General features: G+C 70.1%; 14 protein-coding genes. 8 read left to right on the forward strand and 6 right to left on the reverse strand.

Annotated features, from left to right (window positions below):
• Positions 1–3: 3 nt before the first annotated feature.
• Together BN1193_RS16695 and BN1193_RS16700 are read right to left on the reverse strand one after the other, a co-directional pair.
• Positions 4–402: a phage holin family protein gene (locus BN1193_RS16695; RefSeq protein ID WP_040168078.1), complete on the reverse strand. Its 399-nt coding sequence runs from the start codon at positions 400–402 to the stop codon at positions 4–6.
• Positions 403–504: 102 nt separating this feature from the next.
• Positions 505–1146 (reverse strand): alpha/beta fold hydrolase, encoded by a 642-nt coding sequence (locus BN1193_RS16700; RefSeq protein WP_040168079.1) that lies wholly within the window; start codon positions 1144–1146, stop codon positions 505–507.
• 71 nt (positions 1147–1217) lie between these two features.
• On the opposite strand from BN1193_RS16700, the gene BN1193_RS16705 reads away from it, so the two are divergent.
• The 6 genes from BN1193_RS16705 to BN1193_RS16730 all read left to right on the forward strand — a co-directional run bounded on the left by BN1193_RS16705 (position 1218) and on the right by BN1193_RS16730 (position 7100).
• Positions 1218–2309: a histidinol-phosphate transaminase gene (locus tag BN1193_RS16705; protein ID WP_040168080.1), complete on the forward strand. Its 1092-nt coding sequence runs from the start codon at positions 1218–1220 to the stop codon at positions 2307–2309.
• Positions 2310–2410: 101 nt separating this feature from the next.
• Positions 2411–3577, forward strand: coding sequence for a thiamine pyrophosphate-dependent dehydrogenase E1 component subunit alpha (locus tag BN1193_RS16710; RefSeq protein WP_407662120.1), 1167 nt, complete (start codon positions 2411–2413; stop codon positions 3575–3577).
• Entirely contained in the window at positions 3574–4554 is a 981-nt protein-coding gene (locus tag BN1193_RS16715; protein WP_040168081.1) for an alpha-ketoacid dehydrogenase subunit beta, read from the forward strand. Before BN1193_RS16710 ends, BN1193_RS16715 begins: the two co-directional genes overlap by 4 nt.
• Positions 4555–4565: 11 nt before the next feature.
• The gene (locus BN1193_RS16720) at positions 4566–5864 is read left to right on the forward strand and encodes a dihydrolipoamide acetyltransferase family protein (RefSeq protein ID WP_040168082.1); all 1299 of its coding nucleotides are present in this window, start codon (positions 4566–4568) and stop codon (positions 5862–5864) included.
• Positions 5865–5921: 57 nt separating this feature from the next.
• Positions 5922–6305, forward strand: coding sequence for a DUF2255 family protein (locus BN1193_RS16725; protein WP_040168083.1), 384 nt, complete (start codon positions 5922–5924; stop codon positions 6303–6305).
• A 105-nt stretch (positions 6306–6410) separates the two neighbouring features.
• Positions 6411–7100: an aspartate/glutamate racemase family protein gene (locus BN1193_RS16730; protein WP_040168084.1), complete on the forward strand. Its 690-nt coding sequence runs from the start codon at positions 6411–6413 to the stop codon at positions 7098–7100.
• A gap of 24 nt (positions 7101–7124) precedes the next feature.
• Here the strand turns inward: BN1193_RS16730 and BN1193_RS16735 are convergent, their stop codons facing one another.
• The gene (locus BN1193_RS16735; RefSeq protein WP_040168086.1) at positions 7125–8399 is read right to left on the reverse strand and encodes an ATP-binding protein; all 1275 of its coding nucleotides are present in this window, start codon (positions 8397–8399) and stop codon (positions 7125–7127) included.
• Positions 8400–8588: 189 nt separating this feature from the next.
• Here BN1193_RS16735 and BN1193_RS18365 point away from each other — a divergent pair, with 189 nt between their 5' ends.
• Positions 8589–9239: a hypothetical protein gene (locus tag BN1193_RS18365; RefSeq protein WP_230206537.1), complete on the forward strand. Its 651-nt coding sequence runs from the start codon at positions 8589–8591 to the stop codon at positions 9237–9239.
• Positions 9240–9260: 21 nt separating this feature from the next.
• Here the strand turns inward: BN1193_RS18365 and BN1193_RS18500 are convergent, their stop codons facing one another.
• Positions 9261–9878, reverse strand: coding sequence for a TetR family transcriptional regulator (locus BN1193_RS18500; protein WP_052460903.1), 618 nt, complete (start codon positions 9876–9878; stop codon positions 9261–9263).
• 112 nt (positions 9879–9990) lie between these two features.
• On the opposite strand from BN1193_RS18500, the gene BN1193_RS16750 reads away from it, so the two are divergent.
• A complete protein-coding gene (locus tag BN1193_RS16750; protein WP_040168089.1) occupies positions 9991–11424 on the forward strand; it encodes a DHA2 family efflux MFS transporter permease subunit in 1434 nt (477 codons plus the stop codon).
• A 25-nt stretch (positions 11425–11449) separates the two neighbouring features.
• On the opposite strand, the gene BN1193_RS18505 is transcribed toward BN1193_RS16750, so the two are convergent.
• Both BN1193_RS18505 and BN1193_RS18510 read right to left on the reverse strand, forming a co-directional pair.
• Positions 11450–11914: a GNAT family N-acetyltransferase gene (locus tag BN1193_RS18505; protein ID WP_326845061.1), complete on the reverse strand. Its 465-nt coding sequence runs from the start codon at positions 11912–11914 to the stop codon at positions 11450–11452.
• Between the two features lie 84 nt (positions 11915–11998).
• Entirely contained in the window at positions 11999–12241 is a 243-nt protein-coding gene (locus tag BN1193_RS18510) for a hypothetical protein (RefSeq protein WP_326845059.1), read from the reverse strand.
• Positions 12242–12275: the final 34 nt, after the last annotated feature.

A 12275-nucleotide genomic window follows, 5' to 3' on the forward strand; every position in this document is an offset into this window, starting at 1 on the left:
GAGTCAGCGCCGCGCCTTCTTGCGCTGCGGGCGCAGGATGATGCCGAAGATCCAGTTGATCACCGTGATCACGAGCGCGGCCACGACCCCCCACCAGAAGTCGCCGATCGACAGACCCCAGCCCCAGAAACCGGTGATCCAGGCTGTGATGTACAGCAGCAGGCCGTTGATCAGCAGGCTGACGAGGCCGAGCGTGAGGATGTACAGCGGCAGTGCGATGATCTTGATCACCGTGCCGATGATCGTGTTGACCAGCGCGAAGACGGCGGCGATCGCGAGCAGCGTGATCACGAGCGGCACGCTGCCCTCGGCGTACGCGGTCACCTTCACCGTGAGCAGCGGGATGAGCGTCACGACCCAGATCGCGAACGCGTTGACGACGACACGGATGATGAAACGCATGGTCCGATCAGTGTCCCACGCGGGCCGCCGCGGAAGCATCAGCCGAGCGGATGACGTGGGCACCCGAATGCGCGGTCCGGGTGGTGCGTCGGAGCCTGCGTGTCAGGTGCCGCGGAACGCCGTGACCATGTCGGCGAAGTCCGGGTGGTCCTGCGCGCGGTGATCGTGTCCCGGCAGGGTCCGGTGGTGCGCTCCGAGACCGACGAGACGTTCCGCGATCGCCTCGTACTCCGGGTTCCAGCCACCGGTGATGACGAGCGTCGGCACACGGCCGATCACGGCAGTGGGCAGATCGTGACCCCACGGGAGCGTACGGGCGGCGAACGCCCGGGCGGCGGGCTCCTCCTCCGCCCACCTGGCGGCTTCCAGCGGGCCGCCGAACATCAGCGGACGCAGCACCTCCCAGTACCCGCGGATGTCACCGCCGGCGAGATGCCGGCGGGCTGCGGTGACGGTGTCGATGTGCTGGGCGACGGACGCGTCGTCCCGAGCGAGGTCGTAGAACGCCGGTTCCACGAGGACCAGCGCTGCGACCGGACGCCGGCCCGCGGCGAGCAGCGCCGGGACCGCCGTGTAGGAATGCGCGAAGATCGTGGTGTCCGCGGTGAGGTGATCCGCGATCACGGTGGCCGCATCGGTCGCCGGTGCGGTCAGATCGATGGCTGCGACGGAGCCCGGTCCGGCGAGGCGATGGGGCCAGGCCTGCTGCGGGTCGCGTCGTGCATTCGTGACGTAGACGTCCATGACCCGAGGGTAGGGCCGGACGGGCCGGTGGACGGTGCCATCCGGCACGACCCGGCCGTACAGTTGAGCCTGTGACCGACACCGCTCCCGCTCCCGTCCGCATCCGTCCGGAGATCGCCTCGCTGCCGCCATACAAGCAGGGCAAGCAGGCGGGTGCCGACGCGTTCAAGCTGTCGAGCAATGAGAACCCGTTCGACCCGCTGCCGTCGGTGGTTGAGGCGCTGCAGCGGGAGATCACGATCAACCGCTACCCGGACGCCACGGCCGCCCGACTGCGCGAGCGCATCGCGGAGCGGTTCGACACCACGCCGGACGGCGTGCACATCGCGTCCGGTTCCGTCGCGATCATCGCGCAGCTGCTGCTCGCCGTGACCGCGCCCGGCGACGAGGTCGTCTACGCGTGGCGCTCCTTCGAGGCCTATCCGGGACTCGCGCTGGTCGCCGGTGCCCGCAGCGTGCAGGTGCCGTTGACCGCTGATTTCCGCCACGACCTGCCCGCGATGGCCGCGGCCGTCACCGACCGGACGCGCGCGATCATCCTCTGCACCCCGAACAACCCGACCGGAGGCGTCCTCACGCGCGCCGAGGTCGAGGAGTTCCTGGCCGCCGTGCCGTCCGATGTCCTGGTGATCCTGGATGAGGCGTACGCCGAGTTCGTCACGGTCCCGGACGCCGTGGACGGTCGCGCGCCGGGCTTCCTCGCCGCGCATCCGAACGTCGTCATGCTGCGCACGTTCTCCAAGGCCTACGGCCTCGCCGGACTCCGCGTCGGCTATGCGGTCGGACACCCGCGGATCCTCGACGCCGCGCGCTCCACCGCCATCCCCCTGTCGGTCACCGCGCAGGCCGAGTCCGCCGCGCTGGCGAGCCTCGACGCCGAGGACGAGCTGCTCGAGCGCGTCGGCCACCTCGTCGAGCGTCGTGGTCGCCTGGTCGCCGCCCTCCGCGAGACTGGGTGGACGATCCCGGACACCGAGGCCAATTTCGTCTGGCTGCCCGCCGGGGAGGCGACCCTCGCGGTCGCGCAGGTCTTCGAGGACGGCGGCGTGGTGGTCCGCCCGTTCGCCGGCGACGGCATTCGCATCTCCGTGGGCGAGGACGAGTCCCTCGACGTGGTGACCGCTCTGGCCGCCCGAGCCCTGCCGCTGCTCACCTCCGCCTGATTCCCCGGGGGGCACTCCGGGGGATACGTGGACGTGCAAGCACTTTCGCGGGCGTGCGAGTGATGCGGGATGGTGCATGCGGGCGACCGTAGGCTGACGGGGTGACTGACATCCTGGACCCGTCGGATCGGACGGGAGCAGTACCGGAGGACACCGCCGACCTGGTGCGGATCCTGAACACGGACGGCACGCTGGCGCCCACCCCCGCGGGCGAGGCCTTCCTGTCGCTGATCGAAGCGCTGAGCGACTTCGACCTGGAGGAGTTCTATCGCGACATGGTGGTGAGCCGCGCCCTCGACGTGCAGGCCACCAACCTGCAGCGGCAGGGTCAGCTCGCCCTGTGGCCGCCCTCGTTCGGGCAGGAGGCCGCGCAGGTCGGGTCCGCGCACGCGGCCCGGGCGCAGGACCACCTGTTCCCGTCCTACCGTGAGCACATCGTCACGAAGATCCGCGGCGTGGACCCGGTGGACATCATCCGCCTGATGCGGGGTCTCTCCCACGGCGGGTGGGATCCGACGGATCCGAAGAACGGCAACACGAACATCTACACGCTCGTGCTCGGCAGCCAGACCCTGCACGCCACCGGTTTCGCGATGGGTCTGACCCTCGGCGGCCGTGCCGGAACCGGCGACCTCGAACGTGATGAGGCCGTCATCGTCTACTACGGCGATGGCGCTTCCAGCCAGGGCGACGTGCACGAGGCGATGGTGTTCGCCGCCAGTTACCGGACGCCGGAGGTCTTCTTCCTGCAGAACAACCAGTGGGCCATCTCGGTGCCGGTGCGGCGTCAGTCCCGGAGCCCGCTGTACCAGCGTGCCGCCGGCTATGGCATGCCCTCCTACCAGGTGGACGGCAACGACGTGCTGGCCAGCTTCGCCGTCACGCGTCAGGCGCTGGACGAGGCGCGCGCCGGCGACGGTCCGCGCGCGATCGAGGCGGTCACCTACCGCCGCGGTGCGCACACCACGAGCGATGACCCCACGAAGTACCGCACCTCGGAAGAGGAAGAGGCGTGGGCCGAGCGCGATCCGATCACCCGGATGCGGGCGTTCCTTCAGGCTCGCGGGGCCTCGGAGGCGTTCTTCGAGGACGTCGAGGAGGAGGGCCGGAGCGTCGCCGACGACCTCCGCACCCGCACCACGCAGCTGGAGGCTCCGGACGCGCCGTCCATGTTCACCCACGTCTACACCGACGACCATCCGCTGATGGCGGAGCAGCGCCAGTGGCTCGCGGACTACGAGGCGAGCTTCGAGGAGGGCCGAGCATGACCGAGCTGATGACCTTCGGCAAGGCCCTGAACGCCGGGCTGCGTCGCGCGATGGCGGAGGACGACCACGTCCTCCTGATGGGCGAGGACATCGGACCGCTCGGCGGTGTCTTCCGCATCACCGAGGGGCTGCAGGACGAGTTCGGTGAGAGCCGGGTGCTGGATACCCCGCTGGCCGAGTCGGGCATCGTCGGCACCGCGATAGGTCTGGCGATGGCGGGTTTCCGTCCGGTCGTGGAGATCCAGTTCGACGGCTTCGTCTTCCCGGCGTTCGACCAGATCACCAGCCAGCTGGCCAAACTGACCAATCGCCTGGGCGGTGCGCGCTCCTTCCCCGTCGTCATCCGCATCCCGTACGGCGGACACATCGGCGCGGTGGAACACCACCAGGAGAGCCCGGAGACGTACTTCGCGCACACGCCGGGTCTGCGCGTGATCTCGCCGTCCACGCCGAACGACGCGTACTGGATGATCCAGCAGGCGATCGCCGGCAATGACCCGGTGATCTTCCTGGAACCCAAGAGTCGGTACTGGCCCAAGGGTGAGGTCGACACGGAGGCTCCCGCGCTCCCGACGCCGTACCGGTCCCGGGTCGCGCGCTCCGGAACCGATGTCACCCTCGTCGGCCACGGTGCCATGGTGACGGTGCTGCTGCAGGCGGCCGCGCAGGCGGAGTCCGAGGGCATCAGCTGTGAGGTCATCGACCTGCGTTCGCTGTCGCCGATCGACTACGAGCCGGTGCTGGAATCCGTTCGCAAGACCGGACGCATGGTCTACGGCCAGGAGGCACCGGGCCATGTCAGCGTGGGCAGTGAGGTCGCCGCGACCGTCATGGAACGTGCCTTCTACTCCCTCGAGGCCCCCGTGCTGCGGGTGTCCGGGTTCGACACCCCGTTCCCACCCGCGAAGCTCGAGGGCGTCTATCTTCCCGATGCCGATCGCGTCCTCGACGCCGTCGACCGGTCCCTGGCCTACTGAAACGAGGCGCCATGCAGACGTTCAATCTCCCCGATGTCGGTGAAGGCCTCACCGAGGCCGAGATCGTGCAGTGGCGCGTCGCACCCGGTGACACGGTCGCCGTGAACGACGTGCTGTGCGAGATCGAGACGGCGAAGTCGCTCGTGGAGCTGCCCTCGCCGTTCGCCGGAACCGTCGGTGAACTCCTCGTCGAAGAGGGGCGGACCGTCGTGGTCGGCGCCCCGATCATCACAGTGGACGACGGCTCCGTCCCCGCCCCGGCACCTGCCGCGGCGCCTCCGGTTGAGGAACCCGGGGGCTCGGTCCTCGTCGGTTACGGCACCGGCGGCGAGGTGCGCTCGCGTCGCCGCAAGGTCGCAGCGCCCGTGGTGAAGGCCGTCGGCGTGGTGGCGAAGCCCCCGATTCGCAAGCTCGCTCGCGACCTCGGCGTGAATCTCGCTGACGTGAATCCGTCCGGCGAGGCGGGCGAGGTTCTGCGGGAGGACGTCATCAAGCACGCCGAGCAGGCCAGCGTCTTCCGCAACATCGAGACGCCGGAGTGGTCCGCGGTGCGGGAGGAGACCATCCCGGTCACGCCGCCCGCCTCGCCCGACCCGATCGAGGTGGGTGACCGCGAGGAGGCCATTCCGGTGCGCGGCGTGCGGAAGGTCACCAGCGCCGCGATGGTGCAGTCGGCCTACACCGCCCCGCACGTCACGGTCTGGAAGGACGTCGACGCCACGCGCACGATGGAGCTCGTCAAGCGGATGAAGGCGTCCCCCGACTTCGCCGATGTCCGCGTTTCGCCGCTGCTGATCGTGGCTCGTGCGGTGATCTGGGCCGCTCGGCGCACACCGATGGTGAACGCCGCGTGGGTCGAGGGCCCCGACGGCGCGTCGATCGTGGTGCGCAACTACGTCAACCTCGGCATCGCCGCGGCGACCCCGCGGGGACTGATCGTGCCGAACATCAAGGACGCGCAGGACCTGTCCATGCGCGAACTCGCTCGGGCGCTGGAGAACCTCACCCTGACCGCTCGCGAGGGGAAGACGACGCCCGCGGACCAGCAGCGCGGCACCATCACGATCACCAACATCGGGGTGTTCGGAATGGATGCCGGGACGCCGATCCTCAACCCGGGTGAGGCCGGGATCATCGCGTTCGGCACGATCAGTCAGCGCCCGTGGGTCGTCGACGGCGAGGTCCGTCCGCGCTACGTCACCACCGTGGCGGGCTCGTTCGATCACCGCGTCGTGGACGGCGACGGCATGAGCCGCTTCATCGCGGATGTGGCCTCGATCCTGGAGGAGCCCGCGCTGCTTCTGGACTGAGGGCGGTTCCGCCGGCGGCGACCGGCCGCTATCGTCGGTCGCGAGCGAGGGGATGACATGGCTTTCTGGGAACAGGACACGCTGGCGGCGCTGGATGGCGGCGACGAGATCGACATCACGCCACGGCGGACGGACGGCACGTTGCGAGCACCCGTCATCATCTGGGCGGTGCGTCTCGGTGACGGCCTCTACGTCCGGTCCGCGCGCGGTCCCGAGGGTGGCTGGTACCGCCATGTGCTGGCATCCGGCGAGGCCGTGGTGGCGGCGCGCGGCGCCGGCGCGGACGTGACCGTCGAGCACCTGCCGGCGGGCGACGCGCGCCACGCCGAGCTCGACGCGGCGTACCACGCGAAGTACGACCGCTACGGGCCCGCGATCGTCGGCGCTGTGGTGGGTCCGGATGCCGCCGAGGTCACCCTGCGTCTGGTTCCGACGGCGTGACCGCCGCGGAGGATGCGCTGCTGCCCGGATTCGAGCGCCTCGGGGTCAGCGAGCTGCTCGAGCCCGGACGCGGATCGGCCGTCGGAGACTTCTAGGCTGGCCGACATGAAGACCATCGGGTTGCTCGGCGGGATGAGCTGGGAGTCGTCGCTGGAGTGGTACCGGCGTGCGAACGAACTCGTGCGCGACCGGCTCGGCGGATTTCACTCCGCCCGGATCCTGCTGGACTCGCTGGATTTCGCCGAGATCGAAGCGCTGCAGGCCGCCGGTGATTGGGACACGGCCGGAGTGGTGCTGGCGCGGCACGCGGCGGCGCTCGAGGGCGCGGGCGCGGACCTGATCGTCCTCTGCACGAACACCATGCACCTGGTCGCGCCCCAGATCGAGGCGGCGATCACGATCCCGTTCCTGCACCTCGCCGACGTGACCGCGGATGCGGTCCGCGACGCGGGAGTGGATGCCGTGGGGCTGCTCGGCACGGCGTTCACGATGGAGGAGCCGTTCTACCGCGAACGGCTGGAGTCGCACGGGCTGACGGTTCTCGTCCCGGACGCCGCCGATCGCGCGACCGTGCACCGGATCATCTACGACGAACTCGTGCACGGTGTCGTCACGGAGGCGTCTCGCACGCACTACCGCGGCGTCATCGCACGCCTGGTCGCATCCGGCGCTCGCGGTGTGATCCTCGGCTGCACCGAGATCGAGCTGCTCGTCCGGCCCGAGGACAGCCCCGTGCCGATCTTCCCGACCACGGCCCTGCACGTCACCGCCGCCGTGGACGCCGCTCTCGCCTGACTCGCGCAGCTCGGCGGTGCGGGGCTACAGACGGGCGAGGGTGGCGATGTCGTCGGTGAACTCCGCGATGGCGTCCGGGGAGACGGTGGCGCGAGTGTTATCCAGTGCGCGGACGTAGTCGGCGGTGGACAGCCCGGTGCCGGCGTCCGTCTCGTCGCGCAGCGAACGCGCCAGCGCTTCCTGGGAGGCGCGCCGGGCGGCGTACTCGATGTCCGCGGGAGTGAGGCCGTCGCTCTCGCCGACCAGGAGGTCCAGGTCGATGCCGGCGGCGTCGTCGGAGGGGATGTAGCGACCCCAGATCGCCCGGCGAGCGTCGGCGTTGGGCAGTCCGATCGGCAGGACGTAGTCGAAGCGGCCGTGGCGCAGGAAGGCCGCGTCCAGGGCCCGCACGAAGTTGGTCGCGCAGATCAGCAGCTTGCCCTCGCTCTCGCGGAACTCGGCCACCTGCTTGAGCAGCTCGTTCGTCACACCCTGGGTCGGCGAGGGCGGGGTGCCGCCGCGCTGCGCCGCGATCTCCTCCACCTCGTCGATGAACACCACGGCGTGCTCCAGCTCGCCGATCGCCTCGAAGCTGGACCGCAGTGCGCCCGCGAGCCCACCACCGTCCGCCAGGCGGGAGGGGAACAGCTCGACGAACGGCCAATCCAACCGGGACGCCACCGCACGCGCGAACGTCGTCTTGCCGGTGCCGGGCGGACCGAACAGCATCACCGCGCGCGGTGGCACCACGCCGAAGCGCTCGGCGAGGTCCGGGCGGGACAGGGGAGTGACCAGCCGCTCCTCGAGCAGCGTCTTCTCGCGCGTCATTCCGGCGACCTTGCGCCAGAGGTTGCGCGGCAGGATGCGTCCGCCGACCTCCTTCAACGCCTCGAGCTCGCGGCGCTGCACGGGCATGTCCCGCTCCAGGTACCGGACCGCGTGATGCACGGCGAACGAGTTGTCGGTGAAGCGGTCGATCACGCCGTCCTCGGGGAGCAGGACGGACAACTTGGACAGCCCGAGGGACGCCATCCGTCGCTCCAGGGCGTCCAGCAGTGCGGCGTGCAGCGCACCGTCCTCGTCCGGCACGTCCACCCCGAAGAACACGATCCACCCCTGTGCGTGCGCCGCGCGACCGACGGCGGCGCCCACGATCTCGGTCCCGCGGACGGCGACGACGGCGTGATCGGCCTGGCAGGACGCGATCACCTCGGCGAGCGAGTAGATCGGAGTGTCGGCGTCCCGGGTGACGTGCCCCCAGAGCCGGACGAGCTGGTCGAGGTCATCACCGTGGAACTCACGGATGTGCGTGCGGGTCATGTCGTCTCCGGTCGTCGGGTCCCTCACTGTAACGAGGCCGCGCCGGCGGAATCGGTGGAACCGGCGCCCGGCCGCGAGAAATCCACACGTTCTTCTGCCGTTCGCAGAACTTCCGCTCCTTCGCCGTCTCGCGAAGCGTCCGGCAGGAAGTTCCGGACGCGGCGGGGGCCACGCCGCTACCATCGGGGCATGGACGCACCAGGACAGGGGGACGGCAACGGACCGCTGCCGTCCGCGCACTCGCCGTCGCCGGACGCCGCGCAGCAGCCGGGTTATGTGCAGCAGCCCGGCTTCCCGCAGCAACCCGCTTATGGGCAGCAACCGGGATATCCGCCGCAGCAGCATCCTTTTTCGCAGGGTCACCCGCAACAACCGGCGGGCTATCCGCAGTCCGGCTACCCGCAGCAGCCGGGTTACCCGCAGTACCAGGGTTCCGTTCAGCAACCGGGCTATCCGCAGCAGCCGGGCTATCCGCAGTACCAGGGCTATCCGCAGCCGGGCTACCCGATGCAGCCGGGGTACGCACCCCAGGCGACCTCCCCTGGCACGGCGCGTCCCGGCGGACGGCTGCCCGTGGGTGCGGCGATCGGTATCGGCATCGCGGTCGGCGTCGGGGCTCTGCTGTTCCTCGGTCTCGGCGGCCTCTATCTGTCGTTGGCGTTGGGCAGCAATCTGCCGGTGATCGTCGCGTTCGTCGCGTTCGTGGTGCTCGTGGTCGGACTGCTCGTCCTGCCCCGCACCCGCATGATGGGTGTCGGCGTGCTGATCCCCCTGGTCCCGGTGCTCGCGCTCTACGGGGTCTCCCTTCTCCGCGGGCTGGGGGCCGTCACCGGTTACTGACCCCGGAGCCCGTGGCCCGGGTCAATCGTCGGCGGCGAGGAAAGGGACGATCGCGAGGAACGCGTCGCGTGACGCGGCGAAGCTCGTCAGCGGTGAGGCGTCGTCATCGCGTTCCAGCTCCGTGCCCCAGTTCCACCAGGAGGTGCGCCAGACGGCGTTCAGCATCTCGATGAGCGCGCGCACGCGGACGGGCGACTCATCCGGCAGCGCCGCCGCCACCGCGTCGTGCAGGGTCTGGGCCAGCACGGCCTCGCGGGTCGCGGCAATGGCGTGCAGGTGCGGCGCGTCGTGGATCAGCTTGGCGATGCGACGATGGTCGTCCTGGACGTCGTCCTCTCCGACAGCGGCGCGCTCCATCAGGCCCAGGATCTCGGCGCAGACGCCGGCCAGGTCGGTCGCCGCCGGGGTGTAGGCGTCCACCGCCTCCTGCAGGCGTCGCTGGGCCGGGAGGGCGGCGGCCTCCTTGGAGTCGAGGTAGCGGAAGAAGGTCCGCGTTCCCACACCTGCGCGGGCCGCGATCTCCGGGATCGTGGTGGCCTCGAAGCCGCGCTCCTCGAACAGGTCCAGGGCCGCGCGCTGGATGGCGGCGGTCGTCTCGCGGCGCCGGCGCTCGCGCAGACCCTCAGGGTGCTCGGTCATGGCTTCATCCTACCCATGCCAACATGGCGTTTTGCGCCAAAATGGCATGGCGTGCCATAATGATGCGTTCCCTTCGACGGAACCCGCTCTCGTTTTCGAATGGTGTCTTCGCTTGTCGACTGATCTGTCCACTTCCCCCGCCTCGACCACCCTGTCCGCACCGCGTCCCCGCACCGGTCTCGTCCTGACCGCCCTCATGCTCGCGGCGTTCCTTGCGATCCTCAATGAGACGGTGCTGAGCATTGCCCTGCCGCAGCTCATGGTGGACTTCTCGATCACCGCCGCCACCGCGCAGTGGTTCACGACCGGGTTCCTGCTGACGATGGCGGTCGTCATCCCGACCACCGGGTTCCTCCTGCAGCGATTGAGCCGGCGGACCCTGTTCATCGTGGCGGTCGTGACGTTCCTGATGGGGACCGCCCTGGCAGCCGTCGCCACCGGATTCGCGATGATGCTCGTCGCTCGGGTGGTGCAGGCGATCGGAACCGCGATCATTCTCCCGCTGCTGATGAGCACCACGCTGATGCTCGTCGCCACGGAGCGTCGTGGCGTGATGCTCGGCATGAATCAGGTCGTCATCGCCGTCGGACCGGCGCTCGGCCCGACCCTGGCGGGCGTCGTGATGCACGCGCTCAGCTGGCAGTGGATCTCCCTCCTGATGCTGCCGCTGGGTCTTGCCATCCTGATCTTCGGCGCGATCGTCGTCCGCGTTCCGGGCGGATCCGGCGCCGGTGCGCTGGACATGCTCTCCGTCGTCCTCAGTGCGCTCGGCTTCGGAGGCCTGGTGTACGCCCTCGCCGGCATCCAGGCGATCGTCGCGGGGGACCTCGTCACGATCCTCGCCGCCGTTGTCGGCGCGATCGCGCTGGTCGCGTTCGCGTGGCGCCAGCGGAAGCTCGCGGCGTCCGGCCGTGAGCCGCTGCTGAACCTGCAGCCGTTCACCGTGCCGGTCTTCCGCCGTTCGGTCTGGGTCATCGCGTTCTCGTTCGGCACGATGCTCGGCATGGTCGTCGTGCTGCCGATCTACCTGCAGGACGGTCGCGAGCTCGATGTGCTGGTCGCCGGACTCCTGCTGCTTCCGTCCGGAGTGCTGCAGGCCATCGTCTCGCCCCTGTTCGGCGCGGTGTTCGACAAGTACGGTGCCGCGCCGTTGCTGATCCCGGGCGCGGTGCTGATGACGGCCGGCGCGTGGCTGCTGGCGTCCACCGACGTGGCCACCCCGCTCGCGCTGGTCGTGGTCTTCCAGCTCGTGTTCATGCTCGGGCTGGGCGGGGTCATGACCTCGCTGATGACCGGATCTCTCGGGGCGCTCCCGCCGCAGCTCTACGGGCACGGATCGGCGATCGTCAGCACCGTGCAGCAACTCGCCGGTGCTGCCGGCACCGCCCTGCTGGTGGCCGGACTGAGCATCGGCGCGGCGGGTGTGGTGCCGGCCTCGGCGGGCGTGGTGGCGGGTTCGCGGGTGGCTTTCGCGGTCGCCGGTGTGGTCACACTGATCGGCCTGATCGTCGCCTGCACCATCCGGATCCGACCCGTCCGCCACTGACGCGGTCCGGTGATCGCGCCCGGGGTCAGCGGGTCCAGGTCCAGGGGGTGGTCTCGGACACCTTCACCAGGCCGGAGCGCTCCAGGATCGGCCGGGAGTCCTCCGTCGAGTCGGAGTGGATGTACCGCACGCCGTGGCGCATCACGGATTCGACGCGAGCGGACGTGAGGGCGCGGTAGATCCCACGACCGCGGTACTCCGGCCGGGTCGCGCCGCCCCGGATCCCGGCGACGTCCGTGCCGGGGATCGGGTCGATCCGACCGGCGCTGACGATGTGTCCGTCCGCCTCTGCCGCCCACATCTCGAGCGGATCGCCGGCGGCGATGCGGCGCGCCAGGTCGTGGGCCAGGGTCTCCGCGATTCCCGGTCCGCCGAAGACCTCGTCCGCCATCCGCGCGGCCGCCAGCATGTCGGCCTCGTCGGTCAACCGGCGGATCAGAACGCCGTCCGGGGCGCGCACGCCCATCAGGCCGGCGGCCTCGCCGATCATCACGGACTCGGGCTCCGCCGGCGCGAAGCCGGCCGCGCGCAGTGCGTCCTCGAGGCCGGGAGCGTCATCGTGCGCGCGCGTCTTCTACTCGACCTCGGTCAGGTCGGGGTGCGCGGCGATCCACGCGGACGCGTGCGCGACCAGCTCACGCACGGACTGCGCCGTCGGTTCCGGACCGAGGTCGCGATACGTGATGAAACCGCGTGTGCCGGTCATCTCCGCCAGCAGCAGCGCTCCGATCCGGTCCACGTGCACAGCGGATCGCACTTCGGCGTCGGTGCGCAGCTGATCGTCGTAGATCGCGCGCAGGGTCATCAGGTCCACCACGGAGCCGAGCATAACCGTCGGCCCCGGTGCCGGA

Source organism: Microbacterium gorillae, assembly GCF_000826185.2.
Classification (GTDB): Bacteria; Actinomycetota; Actinomycetes; order Actinomycetales; family Microbacteriaceae; genus Microbacterium; species Microbacterium gorillae.